Source organism: Megasphaera hominis, from assembly GCF_014269395.1.
GTDB lineage: Bacteria > Bacillota > Negativicutes > Veillonellales > Megasphaeraceae > Megasphaera > Megasphaera hominis.
The window spans coordinates 58,662-79,016 of record NZ_JACOGK010000004.1 but is presented as its reverse complement, the minus strand read 5'-3'; the positions used below and the strand labels follow the sequence as shown (position 1 = coordinate 79,016).

Sequence of the window (20,355 nt, the reverse complement as noted above, 5' to 3'; positions counted from 1 at the left end):
CTATGAGAATTTTGCACATTGTTCCGAAAACAGAGTTTTCTCTGCCCATTGCAGAAAATAAGTATCTTCTGGTACAGGAAATCTGTGCGGAAGAAAAAGGCCGGCACTGGCACGTGCGGACCCGGACCGATTGGAACGTAGAAGATGCAGCAGCTCTGAAACAAGCAGTCGTATCACATCTTTCCCTGCCCGGTGAGGTTACCGTTGAAAACCGTGTGGAATTTCTCCATCACGGCGGTGATATGCCCCTCAGCCAGACCGATGCCGATCTCAATGCTATAGCTAATGTCGATTGTCAGGATATGGAAGGCTATGATATTCCCCATGAAGATATATATGACCAGGAAGAGCCGGATGATTCCTTGCGCAACGATCCGGCGTACATCAAAGCCTGCATGGCCGTAGCTAATGAAGCTAAGGGTGGCAGTTCGGGCAGTACGAAAGCATCCCGTTCTGCCGGCAGTACGACAAAGGACAGCCGCGTTTGGCTGGGTAAATACGTCAAGGGCGAAGTAACGCCTATTAACGACGTCATCGGTGAAGAACGGCCGGATGTACTGTTCCAGGGAGACGTTGTCAAAGTCGAATTCCGGGAAACGAAGACCAAGCGAATTATCGTCAATTTCCAGCTGGCCGATAAGACCAATGGCATTTCGGCCCAGAAATTTTTGGATGTAGCCAAGGGCAACAGTAAATTCCGCCGCCGCAACACGATAACACAGGAAGAACTGGATGCTCTGCAGGCCAACCTGAAGGTCGGCGCCAGTGTCAAGGTGCACGGCGACGTCAAGTACAGCGATTATCTCAACGATTACGTTCTCAACGTAGACAGCATCATGCCGGCGGCTACTACGACGACAGAACGGGTCGATACGAACCCGACGCCCCGTGTCGAACTGCACCTGCATACGGTCATGAGCGATATGGATGCCCTCATTACGGTCAAGGACCTCATCAAAACCGTCAAGAAATGGCATCATCCCGCCGTTGCCGTGACGGACCACGGTGTCGTCCAGTCGTTCCCGCTCTTGCAGGACGTCTCGACGAATAAAACCAACAACGTCAAGGTTATTTATGGCATGGAAGGGTACCTCTTCGATACGAAAATAGACGAATCGTACCACATCGTTATCCTGGCGAAAAATCAGATCGGCGTGCGCAACCTGTACAAGCTGGTCAGCATTTCCCACCTGAAATATATTTACCGTGGCCGTCCGCGTATTCCCCGGGCCGTCCTCAACGAATACCGCGAAGGACTCATTCTCGGCTCGGCCTGTGAAGCCGGCGAGCTGGTCCGCTCTATGGTGCAGAAAAACCTGCCCTATGAAGAACTGAAGAAGATCGCCTCGTATTACGACTACCTGGAAATCCAGCCTATTACGAATAACGAGTTTCTCGTCCGCGAAGGCCTCGTGTCGGACGACGAAGGGCTGCGCGATATTAACCGTAAGATCCTGCGCATCGGTGATGAACTGGGCAAAAAGACCGTCGCTACGTGTGACGCCCATTTCATGAATCCTGAAGACAAAATCTATCGGGAAATTCTCATGACCGGCAAGGGCTTCAAGGATGCCCAGCACCAGCCGGATCTCTATTTCCGCACGACCGATGAAATGCTGGAAGAGTTTTCCTATCTCGGTGAAGAACGGGCCCGGGAAGTCGTCATTACGAATCCGAACGCCATTAACGATGAAATCGATTACGTCCGGCCTATTCCTAAGGAAACCCTCTATTTCCCGCGCATTGCCGGTTCTTCGGAAGCCCTGAAAAAGATGTGCTATGAAAAAGCTCACAAGATTTACGGCAACCCGTTGCCGCAGATCGTCGAAGACCGCCTGACCGAAGAGTTTACATCCATTTTGGGACACGGCTTTGGCGTGCTCTATTACATTGCCCACAAGCTCGTAAAGCACTCCAACGACGATGGCTACCTCGTAGGCTCCCGTGGTTCTGTCGGCTCGTCCTTCGTTGCGACCATGTCCGATATTACAGAAGTCAATCCCTTGCCGCCACACTATGTGTGCCCTGAATGCCAGTACAGTGAATTCTTTACGCATGGCGAATACGGCGGCGGCTTCGATTTGCCTGACAAGAAATGCCCCCATTGCGGTGCAGAGCTCCAGAAAAACGGGCACAACATTCCTTTTGCTATTTTCTTAGGCTTCGATGGCGACAAAGTACCGGATATTGACCTCAACTTCTCCGGCGAATACCATCCGAAAGCCCATAAATATACGGAAGAACTCTTTGGTAAGGATAACGTTTTCCGCGCCGGTACGATCGGTGTCGTCAAAGACAAGACGGCTTACGGCTACGTCATGAAATGGGCCGACGCCAAGGGGATTAAGGTCAACGATGCCTTCGTCAACAGCCTGGTCAACGGCTGCATGGGTGTCAAGAATACGACGGGCCAGCACCCGGGCGGCGTCATGGTTATTCCCCGTGATATGGACGTCCATCACTTTACGCCTGTCCAGTATCCGGCCAATAAGAAGGATACGGGCATTATTACGACTCACTTTGACTATCACTCCATCGAAGGCCGTCTGGTCAAGCTCGATATCCTCGGTCACGATGACCCGACGGTTATCCGCATGCTTGAAGACATGACCGGCGTAGACGCCAAGTCCATTCCCTTTGATGACCCGGCGACGATGAGCCTCTTTAGCTCGACGAAGGCCCTGGGCCTGACGCCGGAAGAACTGGGCTCGCCTGTAGGCAGCCTGGGCATTCCCGAATTCGGTACGCCCTTTGTCCGGCAAATGCTCGTCGACACGAAGCCCAAGAACTTCTCCGAACTGGTACGTATTTCCGGTTTCTCCCACGGTACAGACGTATGGCTGAACAACGCCCAGGATTTGATCCGGAACAAGGTCGTACCGCTGAAAGAAGCCGTTTCCACCCGTGATGACATCATGAACTATCTGATTCAGCACGGTATCAAACCCAAGACGAGTTTCAAGGTCATGGAAAATGTTCGTAAAGGCAAGGGCATTGACAAGCCGAACAAGCTGGGCCAGAAGACGACCGATTATGAAGGCGAATTGCGGGAAGGGCACATTCCCGAATGGTTCATCGAATCATGTCTGAAAATCGGCTACCTCTTCCCCCGTGCCCATGCCGTGGCCTACGTTATGATGGCCTTCCGCATTGCCTGGTTCAAGATCAATTATCCCCTGGCTTACTATGCGGCGTACTTTACGATCCGCGCCAAGGCCTTTAAGCTTTCGGCCATGGTACACGGCCTGGAAGGACAGGAGCAGGCTATGAAGGAAATCAAAGCCATGGGCAAGAGTGCCTCCAAAATCGACCAGGATCTCTATTCGGCCCTGGAACTGGCGAAGGAAATGAGCCTGCGCGGTTATTCCTTCCTCAATGTCGATATTAACCGTTCCGATGCGACGAAGTTTACCATTTGCGATGGCAAAATACTGCCGCCCTTTACGGCTATCGACGGCCTTGGCGAAAACGTTGCCGAACAGATTGTAACGGCCCGCAATGAACGTCCTTTCACATCCAAAGCGGACCTCAAGCTGCGCGGTAAAGTAGGCAAGACCATGCTGGACCTGATGAGCGAATATGGCTGCCTCGGTGATTTGCCTGAAGACGAACTGCTCGATCTCTTTGCTATGTAAGGAAGTGGTGCCGGACCTTGTGTTTGGCCCTTCCTTTTTCAGGTATCGACAGGAGACCCGTTCTGAGCTATAATAAAGAGAAAAGATTTACTATGTTAAAGCATGAAAGTAAACGAGGTGTCCATATGGCAGTCAATGAAAAACTGAGAGATCATCTGCATGACCAGCTTTTTGCAGCAGTATTGGAGCTCCAGTCCATAGATGAATGTTACGAGTTTTTTGAAGATATTTGCACGATTCAGGAAATGCGGGCCATTGCTGTGCGCCTGGAAGTAGCGCGCATGCTCAAGGCCGGCGATATTTACGAAGACATCGTCAAACAGACAGGCGCCAGTACGGCAACCATCAGCCGTATCAAACGGTGCCTCAATTATGGCAGCGGCGGTTATGGGAAAATCCTCGACCGCATGGCGGAAAAGAACCCTGACTTGTTAAAAATCGGTATTAAGAAGAAATAAGCATTGCAATTTAAAATGAGATATTGTACGATAAGGAGAGAATCATTTTAAATTATAATGTTAGGAGTGATGGACATGGGATTTTTTAAAGAATTTAAAGAGTTTGCCATGCGCGGCAGCGTCATTGATATGGCCGTCGGCGTTGTTATTGGCGGTGCTTTTGGCAAAATCGTTACATCCCTGGTTAATGATATCATTATGCCGCCTATTGGTGTTCTTCTCGGTGGTATCGATTTCTCGGATTTCTTTATTCCCCTCAGCTTGACCCAGCATGTAGAAACGCTGGCTGATGCCAAAGCGGCAGGTATTCCTGTTATTGCCTATGGGTCGTTTATCAACGTATTGATCGAATTCCTGATCATAGCCTTTGCTATCTTTCTCGTTATTAAACAGATCAATCGTATGCGTCCGGCCCCGGCACCCGCTCCGGAACCGCGCCTTTGCCCGTACTGTAAACAGCCTGTAGCCGATGACGCTACGCGCTGCCCCCATTGCACCAGCGAATTGCCGCCGCTTCAATAAGTGCGGTATACTAAGAGCTCCCGGCTTTTCCGGGAGTTCTTTTAGGTTACAGACTAGTAATAAAACCTATTAGAAAATAAATCATATACAGAGAGGAGACAGACACGGTGGTCCCTTAGGGCCGCGCGCTGTCAAAGTCTATGAAAGCGAAGATAGGCATTACCATTTTTGGCAGCGGAGACGTAGATATTCTCCGCAATTCTATTCACGAGGATTTATGGCGGGATTACCGCTTTTTCTTTAAGAAAGCCGCTGCTCACGCAGCCAAGGGGCACAAGAAAAATAAACTCCTGGCCCAGCGCTATGAACGGGCAGCAGCCATGTCCTTATATACCTTCTTTACGAGCGTCGTCATGACCTGGCTCTCCCGCCTGGGGCAGAGTGAAGACGTGCGCTCTGTACCATCCCTGTGTACCCTCTATGACGTACTTATGCGGGCTGTTTTTGGTACAGCCGCCCATACGGAATTTACCCATCTTCGCGCACTCCTGTGCCGTTACGACCAAAACGTACCGGCCCTTCTGGAAAATCTCAACGAAGACAGCCTGCAGGATATGGAAAACAGTATCTGCGAATTCCTCGGTTACATCGAAGCCCATTCGGACCTGCGCCGTTTTCCGCCGGTGGAAACGTCGACGACAGGCGTTATGGAAGAGCTCATGAGCCGCTTGTAATTTTACTATGTGCATGATATAATGTAATGCAAGTATTTCTATATACACAATCTACATATCGTTTAGTCTTTAGGGCATGGTGCGAAAGGGAACCCTTTCAATTCCTGACCGGCGGTGATAGTCCGCGACCTCCCGCAGGGGAGCCGAATCGATGCAATTTCGATACCGACAGTATAGTCTGGATGGGAAAAGACAAAAGCCGGGACAGGTGCAGGCCGTCCGGGTGTATTTCCTTTGACATAAAAAGACTGGCGATGCCAGTCTTTTTTTATTAGAGAAAGAAGGCGCAAAATTGGAAAAAAGATATTATCTCGGCTTTGATGCCGGCACACAAAGCGTAAAGGTTGCCGTCTACGACGACCAGATGCAGGAAGTCGCCATGGCGACAGCCCAGACGGCGCTCAACTATCCCCAGCCTGGCTGGGTACAAATGGACGTAGGCGAATATTACCAGCTTATCAAGCAGTGCATGCGTGAATGCAGCTGCCAGATGGCCGCTAAGAATCTGGACGTACGTGGCGTACGGGCCATCATGGGTGACGGCATCATTTGCGGCATTGCCTGCGTCGATGCTGACGGCAACGCCATTACACCGTATATTAATTACCTCGATAGCCGTACAGCTGACGACGTAGAAGCGCTGAAAGCGCAGCACCTGGCTATTTGGGGTGAAGAAACGGGTAATGCCGAACCAAACGTCATGTTTCCAGCCATGTTTGCCCGCTGGTTCCTGAAGAATATACCTGAAGTGAAGGAAAAAGGCGTCAAGTTCGTCCACAACTGCCCGTACATCCTCATGCACCTGGCCGGTCTTTCCGGGGCCGATGCCTTCATCGACTGGGGCACCTTGTCGGGCTGGGGCCTGGGTTACAACGTGGTCACCAAAGAGTGGTCACCTAAGCAGCTGGAAATCCTGGGCCTCGATAGGAAGTACTTGCCCCGCGTCGTCAAGCCGTGGGATATCATTGGTACGCTCTGTGCGGCTGATGCGGCCGAAACGGGCTTCCCGGCAGGCATTCCCATTTGTGCCGGAGCCGGCGACACGATGGAATCCATGATGGGCAGCGGCATCTTAGAAGCCGGCCGCGCCGTCGACGTAGCCGGTACGTGTGCTATGTTCTGCGTCGCTACGGACGGCATCATTCCGGAACTGTCATCACCTGGGACGGGGCTCATCTTCAATTCCGGTACCCTGCCGGATACGTATTTCTACTGGGGCATGGTACGCACAGGCGGCCTGGCCCTGCGCTGGTTTAAAGACAGTATTGCCCGCAAGGAAACGGACGATACGTATTACGGTGAAATGGACCGTCTCGCCAGCCGTCATCCTGCCGGCTGTGAAGGTGCTATGTTTATTCCGTACCTGACCGGAGGCAACGGCGAATTCCCGCACGTACGCGGTACCTTTACAGGCTTGACCCTCGATTCGGATCAAGGCGCTCTCTGGCGCTGCGTCCTCGAAGGTATCGGCTACGACTACATGGAAGTAACGGACCGCTACCGCGCAGCCGGCATCGACCTCAATCAGCTCACAGTTACTGAAGGGGGCAGCCGCGATGCTCTGTGGAACCAGATCAAGGCCGATATGCTTTCGACACACGTCCAGACACTGCAGGTAGCCGGCGGTGCCGTGCCGACGAACTGCCTCGTCGCCGCCCGGGCCGTAGGCGATATTACGAATTTGAAGGCTGTCCTGCAGCAGCGTCTGGCCGTCAAAGACAGCTATGAACCCCATGCAGAACTGACGACCTTATACCGCAAGCAATATGAAAAACGCCGTCATATATTAGCGGCTCTGAATAGCACGGAAACGATGTAAGAGTTCGTGAATGTGCACAAATTCACAAATAGGAACTGGTATAATATAACCAGTTCCTATTTATTTTCATTCTAAAATGGTATAAAACGTTATAAATAGTACAAGCTACCCGGACGGCCTAACAGAATATACGGAATCATCATAGAGTAGAAATAATCATTACATTAAGTCATAAACATCGATATATAAGTAAATAAAAAGCATAAATAATGCATTTTCTGCATATAGACGCACAGAAATTTATAAAATATATCTATTTTTTAGTGGACTTTTTTTGCAAACGTGTTATACTATGAATGTAAGCAGTGCATCTTAATTATTGTCAAATGTGATTTTTTTTTGATCACAAAAGTGAAAAAAATCACGCTAATAAAAGGAGGAGTTTCACATGTTCAAAAAAGTAATGGTTATTGGTGCAGGCACAATGGGTTCCGGTATTGCTCAAGTATTCGCTGAACACGGCGTAGATGTAGTTCTTAACGATATCAAACAAGAATTCATCGACGGCGGCATGAAAAAAATCGACAAACAGCTGACGAAAAAAGTTTCCAAAGGCAAAATCACGGAAGACCAGAAAGCTGAAATCCTTGGCCATTTCGAAGGCATCGTAGAAATTACGGAAGAAAACATGAAAGACGTAGAACTGGTTGTTGAAGCAGCTATCGAAGACTACAAGATCAAGAGCCAGATCTTCAAAAACCTCGACGAAAAATGCCCGGCTAACACGATTCTCGCTTCCAACACATCTTCCTTGCCGATCACGAAAATTGCTACAGCTACAAACCGTCCGGACAAAGTTATCGGCATGCATTTCTTCAACCCGGCCCCTGTTATGAAACTGATCGAAGTTATCAAAGGCCTGGCTACTTCCGACGAAACCGTTAAGACGGTTGTCGACGCTGCTAAAGAATTGGGCAAAGAACCTGTTGAAGTTGCTGACTTCCCGGGCTTCGCTGCTAACCGTATCGTTGTTCCTATGCTGAACGAAGCTATCTATGCTTTGATGGAAGGCGTAGCTACAAGAGAAGGTATCGACGCAGTTTGCAAACTCGGTTACAATCATCCAATGGGACCTTTGGCTCTGTGCGACCTCATCGGTAACGATGTTGTTCTCCACGTTATGGACGTTCTTTATGAAGGTTATGGCGATCCTAAATATCGTCCGTGCCCGCTTCTCCGTAAATATGTTGCAGCTGGCTACCTCGGCATGAAGACTGGTAAAGGCTTCTACGACTACAACAAATAATAGGCTGACAAGCATATTTAAGGAGGTCACATCATATGGAATTCGAAAACATCATTTTCAAAGTAGAAGACGGTATTGCTACCTTAACGATCAATCGCCCGAAGGCTTTGAACGCTCTCAATAAAGCAACTGTAGAAGATATCGAAAAAGCGGTTGACTACATTGCTGAAAGCAAAGACATCCAGGTTGTTATCATTACCGGTGCTGGTGAAAAATCCTTCGTAGCCGGTGCTGATATTAAAGAAATGGCTGACTATGGCCCGGCTGAAAGCGGCAAATGGGCTGCTTATGGCGCAGGCGTCATTACGAAAATCGAAAAATTACCGCAGCCTGTTATCGCTGCAGTAAACGGCTTCGCTCTGGGCGGCGGCTGCGAAATCTCCATGGCTGCTGATTTCCGGTATTGCTCCGAAAACGCTATCTTTGGCCAGCCTGAAGTAGGCCTCGGTATTATCCCGGGCTTCGGCGGCACACAGCGTTTAGCCCGCCTCGTTGGTCTTGGCATGGCTAAAGAAATCATTTACAGCTCCAAGAACATTAAAGCTGATGAAGCCTTGCGTATTGGCCTCGTCAACAAAGTTGTTCCGCAGGCTGAATTGATGCCGGCTGCTATTAAAGCTGCTAAGAAGATCATGGCTCAGGGACCTGTAGCCGTTCAGATCGCTAAAAAAGCTATCAACAACGGTATCAATGCAGATATCATTACGGGCCTTGCTTTCGAAAGCAACGTCTTTGGCCTTTGCTTCGCAACGGCTGACCAGAAGGAAGGCATGAAAGCCTTCATGGAAAAACGTAAACCTGAATTTACAGGTAAATAAGGTTTACCTCATTTCACTGTGATTCCTAGTCATAGGGATTTCTCCTTAATTGGGTACGGCGGCATGCATATGCCGCCGTCCTTTTTGTGTATTAAGAAAAAGTACATATATATGTATATAGAAAAAGCCAGTCCGGAAAAAAAGAAGAAAAGACAAAATCGAAAATTTTTCTTTGACTTTTTGACTAATTTACCTTTTTCCATTGACAAATGGCTTTAATCATGCTATCTTTTATATAGTTATTAGCACTCAAATAAAAAGAGTGCTAATGCTAAACGGCATAGAGGTGAGACGTATGGATTTGGATGAAAGAAAACAGAAAATACTGCAAGCTATCATTCAGGATTACATCACATCTGCCGAACCTGTCGGATCCAGAACGATTGCGCGTAAATATGATTTAGGTGTCAGTGCAGCGACGATCCGTAATGAAATGTTTGATCTTGAAATGATGGGCTATCTCGAACAGCCGCATACGTCGGCCGGACGGATTCCTTCCATCAAAGGCTATCGTTTTTACGTAGACTGTCTCCTGCAGCCGGCAAAGATTACGAGCGATGAAAAGCGGTTCGTAGAAGCCTGGTTTGAAGACAAGATGAGCGATGTCGATCAAATATTCCAGTCCACGGCACAAGGCCTGGCACGGATTACGCACAATGTCACGCTGGTCATGACGTCTCAGCAAACGAGTTCAAAATTGAAGTATATACGCTTTCTGCCCTTAGATCACCGCCGGGCGATCATGATCGTCGTCACAGATACAGGACAAATCGAAAACTGTATTTATGCGAAACCGGATGGCGTAGATGTAGATGACCTGAACGTCGTAGCTGAAAAATTAACACGCTGCCTTGCAGGAGTGCCCTTATCGGAGATCAACATGGACGTTCTGGAAAAATTCCGGGGAACTGTTGTAGACGACCTCGACTTATACCGGACGGCATTCCGTTCCTTGCATAAGGCGTTTCGGAAGAAACAACAGTTGTATAAAGGCGGCACGATGGAGCTTCTTAACAAGCCGGAATTCAAGGATGTAGATAAAGCCAAAAGCTTATTTACCATGCTGGAAGAGCAGGATGTAGTCGCTAACCTGCTGCATGACGAAGGCGAAAAGGGTAACCGTCCTGTAACGGTACGCATTGGTGAAGAAACCAAGCTTTCGCCCATCAACGATTGCAGCATCATCGAAGCCACGTTCACAGCCAACGATATGGTCCTCGGTAAGATCGCCGTATTAGGCCCGACGCGTATGGAATATGCGAAAATCATCAGCCTTCTGGACTTTATGAAGCAGCATGTAACAAATATCCTGGAACATTACCACGACGATAAATAGGAGGGATGCAGGCAATGAGTGAAGAAGAAAAGACGACGGCAACGGCTGCAGAGGAAACGACGCAGGCCGCTGATGAAGTAATAGCAGAAGAAACGCCGGCAGAAGAAACGGACGAAGCAGCTGAAGCAAAGGCTGCCTCCGATGCAGAAGCTAAAGTAGAGGAAATGAAAAACCGCTACCTGCGGCTTCAGGCCGATTTCTCGAATTTCAAGAAACGGACAGCCGGTGAAAAGCTGCAGATTTCTGAAGTCGTAAAAATGGAAGTACTCCAGAATATCCTGCCCGTCATTGACAACTTCGAACGGGCCTTACAGGCCCCGCAAGATGCCATGACAGACGAAATGAAGTCCTTTGTAGACGGGTACGACATGATCTACAAACAACTCATGGGCGTTCTGGAAAAAGAAGGTGTTACGAAAATTGATGCTGTAGGCAAACCGTTCGACCCGAATTATCACCAAGCCGTCATGCGCGTAGAAAGTGAAGAATTCGACAATGATATGGTCGTAGAAGTCCTGCAGGAAGGGTACTTGCTGGGCGACAAGACCTTGCGTCCGGCAATGGTAAAAGTTGCATTTAACGGTTAAACATCGTAGAAAGTATAGGATTGGAGGAATTTTACTATGGCTAAGGTTATAGGTATTGACTTAGGTACAACAAACTCGGTAGTCGCTGTTATGGAAGGCGGCGAACCGACAGTAATTACGAACACGGAAGGCTCCCGTCTCACACCGTCCGTTGTCGGTTTTTCGAAAACAGGCGAACGCCTCGTAGGCCAGCTGGCTAAACGTCAGGCTGTTTCCAACCCGGAAAACACCATCGCTTCCATTAAACGTCACATGGGCGAAAATTACACCGTAACGATCGGCGACAAGAAATACACACCGCAGGAAATTTCCGCTATGATTCTGCAGAAACTGAAAGAAGACGCAGAAAGCTATTTGGGTGAAAAAGTAACCCAGGCCGTTATTACCGTACCGGCTTACTTCAACGACAGCCAGCGTCAGGCTACAAAGGATGCCGGTAAAATTGCCGGTCTCGACGTTCTCCGTATCGTCAACGAACCGACAGCTGCAGCCCTGGCATATGGCCTCGATAAAGGCGGCGACGGCAAGATTCTCGTCTTCGACCTTGGTGGCGGTACATTCGATGTATCCATCCTCGAACTGGGCGATGGCGTCTTCGAAGTAAAAGCTACAAACGGTAACACTCACCTGGGCGGCGATGATTTCGATAACGCTGTCATGAACTGGATGGTTTCCGAATTCAAATCCCAGACCGGTATCGACCTCTCGCAGGATAAGATGGCTGAACAGCGCCTCAAGGAAGCTGCTGAAAAAGCTAAGATCGAACTTTCGACAGTTCTTTCCACAAACATCAACCTGCCGTTCATCACAGCCGATGCTACAGGCCCGAAACACTTGGACCTCACGCTGACCCGTGCTAAATTCAACGAACTCACAGAAAGCCTCGTACAGGCTACGATGGAACCGACCCGTAAAGCTATTGCTGACTCCGGTCTCTCCATCAACGAAATCGATAAAATCATCCTCGTCGGCGGTTCCAGCCGTATCCCGGCTGTTCAGGAAGCTATCAAACAGATCCTGGGCAAAGAACCGAGCAAAGGCGTCAACCCTGATGAATGTGTAGCCGTTGGTGCTGCTATCCAGGCCGGCGTCCTCGTAGGCGATGTCAAAGACGTATTGCTCCTCGATGTTACACCGCTTTCCCTCGGCATTGAAACCTTGGGCGGCGTCTTCACAAAGATCATCGACCGCAACACGACGATCCCGACTTCTGGCAGCCAGGTATTCTCCACCGCTGTCGATAACCAGCCGTCCGTTGACGTACACGTCCTCCAGGGCGAACGTGAAATGGCTGCTGACAACAAGACACTGGGCCGTTTCGAACTGACCGGTATTCCGGCTGCTCCCCGTGGCGTACCTCGTATCGAAGTTACCTTCAACATCGATGCCAACGGTATCGTTAACGTAACGGCAAAAGACCTCGGCACTGGCAAGGAACAGAAGATTACCATCAAATCCTCGTCGGGCCTCGACAAGAGCGAAATCGACCGCATGGTCAAAGAAGCCGCTGCTCACGAAGCAGAAGATAAGAAACGTAAAGAAGGCATCGAAGCCAAGAACAACGCCGATTCCCTGATTTATCAGGCCGAAAAGACGATTAAAGACCTCGGTGACAAAGCCGATGCGTCGAAGGTTTCGGAAATCAAATCGAAGATTGCCGACCTGAAAGAAGCTGTAAAGACTGACGATGTAGAAAAAATCAAAGCTGCATCGGAAGCATTGACGAAACCGCTCTACGACCTGACCAGCGAAATGTACAAGCAGGCTGACGCACAGCAGCAGGCTGGTGCCCAGCAACAGGCCGGTGCACAGCAGCAGGCAGGCGCACAGCAGAGTGGCCAGAGTGATGAAAAAGTAGTTGACGCTGACTACAAAGTAGTCGACGACGACCAGAAGTAAGTAGATAAAGAGGGGCTGCCCATATGAGCAAAAGAGATTATTATGAAGTACTTGGCGTTCCCAAAGATGCCAGCGAAGCGGATATTAAGAAAGCCTTCCGTAAATTGGCTATAAAGTACCATCCTGATAAAAACCGGGACAACCCTAAGGCTGCAGAAGAAAAGTTCAAGGAAATCAACGAAGCCTACAGCGTCTTGTCTGATAAGAACAAGCGCGCCCAGTACGACCAGTTCGGCATGGATGCCTTCCAGAACGGCAACGCTTCCGGTGCCGGCCAGGGCTTTGGTGGTTTCGGCGGCTTTGGCGGTTTCGGCCAGGGCGGCTTTAGCCAAGGTGGCTTTGGCGGTTTTGGCGATATCTTTGATTCCTTCTTCGGTGGCCAGGGCAGCCGTCAGTCTAACGGTCCGGAACGGGGGGCAGACCTCCGTTTCGACGTAGACATTTCTTTCAAACAGGCTGCTTTTGGGACGGAAATGGAAATCCAAGTACCCAAAGATGAAATCTGTGATCACTGCCACGGCGAAGGCGCCGAACCGGGCAGCAAGGTAGATACTTGCCCTGTCTGCCACGGCACAGGCCAGCAGCGGGTCGTACAAAATACGCCCTTTGGCCAGATGGTCAATGTCCGTACGTGCTCCCACTGCGGCGGTACAGGCAAGGTGATTCACGAAAAATGTAAGAAATGCCATGGCGAAGGCAAGGTCAATGTACGCAAGAAATTGCAGATCAAGATTCCTGGCGGCGTCGATAACGGCTCGCGGCTGCGCGTAGCCGGTGAAGGCGAAGCAGGGGTTCGTGGCGGTGGCTACGGCGACCTGTACGTCTATATCTTCGTACGCGAAGATCCGAACTTTACGCGCCAGGGCAACGACATCGTATCGCGCCAGACCATCAGCTTTGCCCAGGCAGCACTGGGCTGCACCATCCGCGTCGATACGCTGGACGGCAAGGTAGATCTGAAAATCCCGGCAGGTACGCAAACCGGTACGGTCTTCCGCATCAAAGGACATGGCGTACAAATTCTCGGCAGCAGCGGCCGGCGCGGTGATCACCACGTACAGGTCAACATCAACACGCCAAAACGCATGAATGCCAAGCAGAAAGAGCTGCTTAAAGAATTTGCTAAAGCCAGCGGTGAAGACTGGGTGGGGGAGACTAAAGACGAAAGCATCGTAGACAAGATCAAGAAAAAAGTCTTAGATGTCATCCGCCGCATGCAACGCCCGGAAGCACTCGTCAACCGCACATAACATACACAGCCAGGCTGTATTCCCTAAAGGATGCAGCCTGGCTTTTTGTATGCCCAAAAGCATCCTTTCTACGGAACGACGGGGGAAACCGTTGACACAAGGGTATTTTACTTTGTATAATAAATACGAAGCATGTGACTGACGGAGAGTGGAGCAGAAACCACAGGGAGCATGCCGATGTAGAGCCGACCGTCTGGGCAAAGAGTCCGGAAGTGTCGGTATTTTTGTTTATTAGGGACAATATGGGAGGATTAATCATGAAAGAACTGCAATTAAAATATGGCTGCAATCCCAATCAGGCTTCGGCCCGCGTATATATGAAAGATGGCAGTGAATTGCCCTTTACGGTGCTCAACGGCCGTCCGGGCTACATCAACCTGCTCGATGCCTTGAACAGCTATCAGCTCGTAAAGGAACTGAAAGAAGCAACCAAGCTGCCTGCAGCAGCATCCTTTAAACACGTCAGCCCGGCCGGTGCTGCCGTAGCTAACGAAATGAGCGATACGCTGAAACGCATTTACTGGGTCGACGATTTGGAATTATCCCCCTTGGCTACGGCCTATGCCTGCGCCCGTGGTGCCGACCGGATGAGCTCGTACGGCGATTTTGTCGCCCTTTCCGACGTATGCGACGTACCGACGGCAACGCTCCTCAAGCGCGAAGTATCGGACGGCGTCATTGCACCGGGGTACACAGCGGAAGCCCTGGCCATTCTGAAGACGAAGAAAAAAGGGAACTACTGCGTACTCCAGATCAATCCCGATTACGTACCGCAGGTATCGGAAACGAAGGAAGTCTTCGGCGTTACCTTCGAACAGGACCGCAATAACGTAAAGATTACGACGGACCTCTTTAATGAAATTCCGACGCAGAACAAGAATATGACCGCTGCAGCCAAGCGGGATCTCATGATTGCCCTGATTACCCTCAAATATACACAGTCTAACTCTGTATGCTACGTAAAAGACGGCATGACCATTGGCGTAGGCGCAGGCCAGCAGTCGCGCGTACACTGCACGCGCCTGGCCGGCAACAAAGCCGATGTCTGGTGGCTCCGCCAGAACCCGAAGGTATTGGCCTTGCCTTTCCGCGACGACGTACGCCGTCCGAACCGCGACAACGCGATTGACGTCTACATCTCCGACGACTACGAAGACGTCCTGGCCGATGGCGTTTGGCAGGACCTCTTTACAGAGCAGCCGGCACCGCTTACACGGGAAGAAAAGAAAGCCTGGATTGCCCAGCTGCACGGCGTAGCTCTCGGCAGCGATGCCTTCTTCCCCTTTGGCGACAATATCGAACGGGCTCACCGCAGTGGCGTAGACTTTATCGCCCAAGCCGGCGGTTCCATCCGTGACGATAATGTCATCGAAACATGTGACAAGTATGGCATTACCATGGCCATGACACATGTCCGCCTGTTCCATCACTAATACGCATAATATGTACTGAAGAGAAGGACTGCGCCCTGGAACCACCGGTGGCACAGTCCTTCTTTTTTGCGCGTACATACAAAAATAAGCAGAAATTTCCGAACTGACAAGTAGAAGTACTTGACAGCGTTTTCCTCATAGGGTATACTATCACAGTACGAGTTTGCACGAGGTGGTGAAACCATGATTGAAGACGTAGTACGCAAGGGCCGGCTCCTCGATATATACGGACCGCTCCTGACTGAACGGCAGCGCCGCTGCCTGGATATGTATTTCAATCTCGATCTCAGCCTCAGCGAAATCGGTGAAGAACTGCAGATTTCCCGGCAAGGTGCCTACGACATGCTCAATAGAGCTTCAAAAGCACTGGAAAGCTATGAAACACGGCTGCAGTTGCTCACGCGCTTTGATAGCGTGCGGGCCCGTATCGACCAGGCCGTAAGCCTTCTCGATACAGGAGAAACAGCTAAGGCCAGGGAAACACTGGAACGTATAGAGTTGTAATTTCGTCATGACAAAGGAGGCTTCCTCATGGCATTCGAAAGTCTTTCCGAACGATTTCAGGCAGCCTTTAAAAAGCTGCGCGGCAAAGGCAAACTGACAGAAGAAGATGTAAACCAAGCGCTGAAAGAGATGCGCCGCGCCCTCCTGGAAGCGGATGTCAACTTTGCCGTCGCCAAGGATTTTATCAAGCGCGTCCGCGAAAAGGCTGTAGGCGAAGAAGTCTTCGGCAGCCTGAACGCATCCCAGACGGTCATCAAGATCGTCCGCGATGAATTGACGGAGCTCCTGGGCGGTACGCAAAGCCGTATTGCCATGGCGAGCAACCCGCCGACGATCATCATGCTCGTTGGTCTGCAAGGCGCCGGTAAAACGACGACGGCAGCCAAGCTGGCCAAAAAGCTGAAACAGCAGGGCAAGAACCCCATGCTGGTCGCAGCCGACGTATACCGGCCGGCTGCTATTACACAGCTGCAGGTGCTCGGCAAGGATTTGGACGTGCCCGTCTACACAGAAGAAGGCAGCCAGGATCCCGTTGCCATTTCCCAGCACGCTGTGCCGTACGCGCTCAGCCACTTGAAGGATGTCGTCATCATCGATACGGCAGGCCGTCTCCATATCAATGAAACACTCATGGATGAACTGGTTCATATCAAGCAGAGCGTCAAACCACACGAAATTCTCTTAGTCGTCGACGCCATGACCGGCCAGGACGCTGTTACGGCCGCAACGGCTTTCAACGAAGCTCTCGGCATTGACGGCATTATCATGACCAAGCTCGACGGTGACGCCCGCGGCGGTGCGGCCCTTTCTATCAAGGCCGTCACAGGCAAGCCGATCAAATTCATCGGCGTCAGCGAAAAGCTCGACGGTCTCGAAGAATTTCACCCCAATCGCTACGCGTCGCGTATCCTCGATTTAGGCGACGTCGAAACGATTATCGAACGGGCCCAGGAAGCCTTCGATGAAGAATCGATGGCCGAAATGAAACGGGCCATGAAGAGTAATTCCTTTACCTTCGACGATTTCCTTTCCCAGCTCAATATGGTCAAGAAAATGGGCAATATGAGCAGTCTGGTCAGCCTCATCCCGGGCATTGGCAAGTACAAGAAGGAAATAGATAAAATAGACATGGACGGCCGGGAGTTCAAACACATTGAAGCCATTATTCAGTCCATGACGGCGCAGGAACGCGCCAGCTCCAATCCGAAAATGCTGATTAAGGACAGCCGCAAGCGCCGCATTGCCAAAGGCAGTGGTACGCGCGTGCAGGATGTCAACCGCCTGCTTAAGCAGTTTACGGATATGCAGAAGATGATGAAACAGGCGAAGAAAATGCAGGGTAACAAACGACGGGGCTTCCTGCCGCGTCTGCCTTTCTAAGGGGCTCGTCACGAGCCGTGTATACTAACACAAGGAGGTGAAACTCAATGATTAAAATTCGTTTAGCACGTTTAGGTGCAAAGAAGAAACCGGTTTACCGCGTAGTAGTTGCTGATTCTCACAACGCTCGTAACAACGGCCGTCCTGTTGCTACGCTTGGCCAGTACGATCCCGCTAAGGGCATCGAAAGCCTCTCTGTAGACACAGAAGCAGCTTTGGCTTGGCTCGGTAAAGGTGCACAGCCGACCGAAACGATTCGTTCTCTCTTCAAAAAAGCTGGCATCATGGCTCAGTTTGAAGCATCCAAAAAGTAAGTGAGGCTGGATACTATGGAAGAATTAATTGCTTGTATTGCACGGGCATTGGTAAAGTGTCCGGAAGCGGTTACTGTTACCAAGATTCAGAAGAAAGGCCTCGAAGTCTATCAGCTTCACGTAGCACCGGAAGACATGGGCAAGGTCATTGGCAAACAAGGTAAGATTGCCAAGGCTTTGCGTCTTGTCGTCAAGGCCGCTGCTGTGAAAGCTAATAAAAAAGTATCAGTGGATATCGTATAGGAGGAAGCATGGATCAGATTACATTGCGTGTCCCCGTGGTTGTAAAATCGAAGGTTACGCAGGCACTGAAAGACAAAATCATCAGAAATACTGACCAGGCATTGAGCGATATCGATCGTGAAGCTCAGAATCTGGAATTCCAGGCTAAGCGCATGATGACCGAACAGGCCAAAATCGACGCACAGGGCCTCATTTCGTTGCGCGCTCAGGTAGAAGAACAGAAGCAGCGCCTTGCCGCTGCCAAAGCGAAGGCCCAGAGCGACCGCGAAGCAGCCGAAGCACTGGAAATCGGTTCTGAAATCAGACAGGGAACTCTTGACCAAGCCGTTACCGTCAAAATCGGCGATGATTTGGGCAAGCTTATGGGCATGGAAATCTTGCTGGAAGATGACAAGATCGTTGCCTTCCGCCAGTAACATACGATGAAAGACATGGAGCTTTTTACCATAGGTCAAATAGTTGCCCCGCACGGCGTGCGGGGTGATGTTCGTATTTATCCGGAAACAGATTTCCCCAAGCGGTTTCTGCACATGAAACACGCCTATATTGATGGCAAAAAATATGAAGTGACAGACGTACGTTTGCACAAAAACGTAGTACTCATGAAATTTGCCGGCGTCGACGACCGCAACGCATCGGAAGCCTTGGTCAAGAAATTGATTCAAGTACCGCGCGAAGAGCTCGTACCGCTCAAAAAAGGACAGTACTATGTCTTTGATATCATCGGCATAACCGTCTATGATTTGGACGGCCAGGTCCTGGGCAAAGTGTCTGATGTCCTTAAAACAGGCAGTAACGATGTCTATGTCGTCAAAGACGATACAGGCAAAGAGCTCCTGTTTGCTGCCATCCCCGACGTCGTTCGCTCTATTGACATAGACGCGAAGAAAATGGTGGTAGATCCGCCAGAATGGGTAGACGAATGAGAATCGATATAATTTCCTTATTTCCTGAATTTATAGAAGCTTTTTATCAGCACAGCATTATTGGCCGCGCCCGTGCAGCAGGGCTCCTCGAACTGGATGTTACCAGCCCGCGGAGCTTTGTCTACGACCGGCACCGTATGGCCGATGATACGGTCTACGGCGGCGGCTGTGGCATGCTGATGAAAGCCGGTCCGCTCTATGCCGCTGTGGAAACAGTGCGCAGAGATGTTCCCAAACGACGGGTAATCCTCATGGGACCGGCCGGCTCTACCTTCAATCAGGTCAAGGCCCGTGAGCTGGCAGAGTATGACCAGCTCATTTTGTTATGCGGACATTACGAAGGTGTCGATTATCGCGTCGAAAAATATCTGGCTGACGAAACCATTTCCGTCGGCGACTACGTCCTCACAGGCGGCGAAATACCCGCTATGGCTATTACCGATGCCGTAGCCCGTATGCTGCCCGGTGTACTCGGCTCAGCAGGCAGTGCCGTAGAAGACTCGTTCTATGCGTCCCTCCTCGAATATCCGCAGTATACCAAACCAGCCAGTTTTCGCGGCCACGATGTGCCGCCGGTCCTGCGCAACGGTGACCACGCAAAAATTGCCACCTGGCGCCGTACCCAGGCACTGGCCCGGACGCTGCAGCTGCGGCCCGATCTCCTCGCGCACAGCCAGCTGTCGGCAAAGGACCGGGAAATCCTGGCCAGACTGAAAAAGGAACTGGAATTATGAAATCATCACTCTATGTAGGGTTGGTGCATTACCCGATTTACGATAAAAATTTTAATGTCATTGCTACGGCCATTACCAACTATGACTTGCACGACATTTCCCGCTCGGCCAAGACGTATGGCGTGAAGAAATACTTCATCATCCATCACATCGAAGGCCAGCTCGATATGGTCCGCAAGATCACCGGGTTCTGGCATAGTCCTGTCGGTAAGAATTACAACGCCTACCGTACAGAAGCCTTTGATATTCTGGACATCCGCCCTTCCATTGAAGCGGCTGTGGCAGCTGTCACGGAGAGCGAAGGCAAGCGCCCTTACGTCGTCACGACAGACGCGCGGACCTATGCGAATACTATTTCCTACAAGGACCTGCGCGCCAAACGGGAGACCGAGGCTACGCCCATCCTGTTGCTGCTCGGCACAGGCTATGGCATGACTAAAGAAACAATGGAAAAATTCGATTATATCCTGGAACCGATTTACGGAGCCGGGGAATATAACCACCTTTCGGTCCGCTCGGCAGCGGCGATCATCCTGGACCGCCTGGCCGGCGAAGCCTGGTGGCAATAACGGAGGAG

The 20,355-nt window shown here is 50.6% G+C and carries 20 protein-coding genes and 2 riboswitches; all 20 genes read left to right on the top strand.

All coding sequences use genetic code 11. The annotated features are described in order from the left end of the window. Positions 1 to 2: 2 nt before the first annotated feature. The 20 genes from H8J70_RS02250 (at position 3) to H8J70_RS02155 (ending at position 20,347) form a co-directional block, all read left to right on the top strand. Entirely contained in the window at positions 3 to 3,635 is a 3,633-nt protein-coding gene (locus tag H8J70_RS02250) for a PolC-type DNA polymerase III (RefSeq protein WP_186502196.1), read from the top strand. A 125-nt stretch (positions 3,636 to 3,760) separates the two neighbouring features. After that, a complete protein-coding gene (locus H8J70_RS02245) occupies positions 3,761 to 4,093 on the top strand; it encodes a YerC/YecD family TrpR-related protein (RefSeq protein WP_186502194.1) in 333 nt (110 codons plus the stop codon). 75 nt (positions 4,094 to 4,168) lie between these two features. Then, positions 4,169 to 4,615, top strand: coding sequence for a large conductance mechanosensitive channel protein MscL (mscL, locus tag H8J70_RS02240; RefSeq protein ID WP_186502192.1), 447 nt, complete (start codon positions 4,169 to 4,171; stop codon positions 4,613 to 4,615). Between the two features lie 140 nt (positions 4,616 to 4,755). Further along, positions 4,756 to 5,289, top strand: coding sequence for a hypothetical protein (locus tag H8J70_RS02235; RefSeq protein WP_186502190.1), 534 nt, complete (start codon positions 4,756 to 4,758; stop codon positions 5,287 to 5,289). A 61-nt stretch (positions 5,290 to 5,350) separates the two neighbouring features. After that, positions 5,351 to 5,487: riboswitch (FMN riboswitch) on the top strand. A gap of 94 nt (positions 5,488 to 5,581) precedes the next feature. Continuing rightward, entirely contained in the window at positions 5,582 to 7,108 is a 1,527-nt protein-coding gene (locus tag H8J70_RS02230; RefSeq protein ID WP_186502189.1) for an FGGY-family carbohydrate kinase, read from the top strand. A 388-nt stretch (positions 7,109 to 7,496) separates the two neighbouring features. Next, on the top strand, positions 7,497 to 8,354 hold the full coding sequence (locus H8J70_RS02225; protein ID WP_186502187.1) for a 3-hydroxybutyryl-CoA dehydrogenase: 858 nt from the start codon (positions 7,497 to 7,499) through the stop codon (positions 8,352 to 8,354). Between the two features lie 35 nt (positions 8,355 to 8,389). Beyond that, a complete protein-coding gene (locus H8J70_RS02220; protein ID WP_186502185.1) occupies positions 8,390 to 9,172 on the top strand; it encodes an enoyl-CoA hydratase-related protein in 783 nt (260 codons plus the stop codon). A 295-nt stretch (positions 9,173 to 9,467) separates the two neighbouring features. After that, complete coding sequence (gene hrcA / locus H8J70_RS02215; protein WP_186502183.1) at positions 9,468 to 10,508, top strand: heat-inducible transcriptional repressor HrcA; 1,041 nt, start codon at positions 9,468 to 9,470, stop codon at positions 10,506 to 10,508. Between the two features lie 14 nt (positions 10,509 to 10,522). After that, entirely contained in the window at positions 10,523 to 11,095 is a 573-nt protein-coding gene (grpE, locus tag H8J70_RS02210) for a nucleotide exchange factor GrpE (RefSeq protein ID WP_186502181.1), read from the top strand. A gap of 36 nt (positions 11,096 to 11,131) precedes the next feature. Beyond that, complete coding sequence (gene dnaK, locus H8J70_RS02205; protein ID WP_186502179.1) at positions 11,132 to 12,994, top strand: molecular chaperone DnaK; 1,863 nt, start codon at positions 11,132 to 11,134, stop codon at positions 12,992 to 12,994. 23 nt (positions 12,995 to 13,017) lie between these two features. After that, positions 13,018 to 14,244, top strand: coding sequence for a molecular chaperone DnaJ (dnaJ, locus tag H8J70_RS02200; RefSeq protein WP_186502166.1), 1,227 nt, complete (start codon positions 13,018 to 13,020; stop codon positions 14,242 to 14,244). A 124-nt stretch (positions 14,245 to 14,368) separates the two neighbouring features. Then, positions 14,369 to 14,450: riboswitch (ZMP/ZTP riboswitch) on the top strand. 51 nt (positions 14,451 to 14,501) lie between these two features. Continuing rightward, on the top strand, positions 14,502 to 15,677 hold the full coding sequence (locus tag H8J70_RS02195) for a phosphoribosylaminoimidazolecarboxamide formyltransferase (protein WP_186502164.1): 1,176 nt from the start codon (positions 14,502 to 14,504) through the stop codon (positions 15,675 to 15,677). 183 nt (positions 15,678 to 15,860) lie between these two features. Beyond that, a complete protein-coding gene (ylxM, locus tag H8J70_RS02190) occupies positions 15,861 to 16,181 on the top strand; it encodes a YlxM family DNA-binding protein (RefSeq protein WP_186502162.1) in 321 nt (106 codons plus the stop codon). Positions 16,182 to 16,208: 27 nt separating this feature from the next. Next, positions 16,209 to 17,561 carry a signal recognition particle protein gene (ffh, locus tag H8J70_RS02185; protein ID WP_186502161.1) on the top strand — a complete coding sequence of 451 codons (1,353 nt, stop codon included), beginning with the start codon at positions 16,209 to 16,211 and terminating at the stop codon, positions 17,559 to 17,561. Positions 17,562 to 17,608: 47 nt separating this feature from the next. Continuing rightward, positions 17,609 to 17,875, top strand: a complete 267-nt coding sequence (rpsP, locus tag H8J70_RS02180) for a 30S ribosomal protein S16 (protein WP_186502159.1) — start codon at positions 17,609 to 17,611, stop codon at positions 17,873 to 17,875. A 15-nt stretch (positions 17,876 to 17,890) separates the two neighbouring features. Continuing rightward, positions 17,891 to 18,118: a KH domain-containing protein gene (locus H8J70_RS02175; protein ID WP_186502157.1), complete on the top strand. Its 228-nt coding sequence runs from the start codon at positions 17,891 to 17,893 to the stop codon at positions 18,116 to 18,118. 8 nt (positions 18,119 to 18,126) lie between these two features. Beyond that, positions 18,127 to 18,534 (top strand): YlqD family protein, encoded by a 408-nt coding sequence (locus H8J70_RS02170; RefSeq protein WP_186502155.1) that lies wholly within the window; start codon positions 18,127 to 18,129, stop codon positions 18,532 to 18,534. A 6-nt stretch (positions 18,535 to 18,540) separates the two neighbouring features. Continuing rightward, positions 18,541 to 19,044: a ribosome maturation factor RimM gene (gene rimM / locus H8J70_RS02165; RefSeq protein ID WP_186502153.1), complete on the top strand. Its 504-nt coding sequence runs from the start codon at positions 18,541 to 18,543 to the stop codon at positions 19,042 to 19,044. Then, positions 19,041 to 19,778 carry a tRNA (guanosine(37)-N1)-methyltransferase TrmD gene (gene trmD, locus H8J70_RS02160; protein ID WP_186502150.1) on the top strand — a complete coding sequence of 246 codons (738 nt, stop codon included), beginning with the start codon at positions 19,041 to 19,043 and terminating at the stop codon, positions 19,776 to 19,778. Before rimM ends, trmD begins: the two co-directional genes overlap by 4 nt. Continuing rightward, positions 19,775 to 20,347 (top strand): RNA methyltransferase, encoded by a 573-nt coding sequence (locus tag H8J70_RS02155; RefSeq protein WP_186502148.1) that lies wholly within the window; start codon positions 19,775 to 19,777, stop codon positions 20,345 to 20,347. Before trmD ends, H8J70_RS02155 begins: the two co-directional genes overlap by 4 nt. Positions 20,348 to 20,355 lie beyond the last annotated feature (8 nt).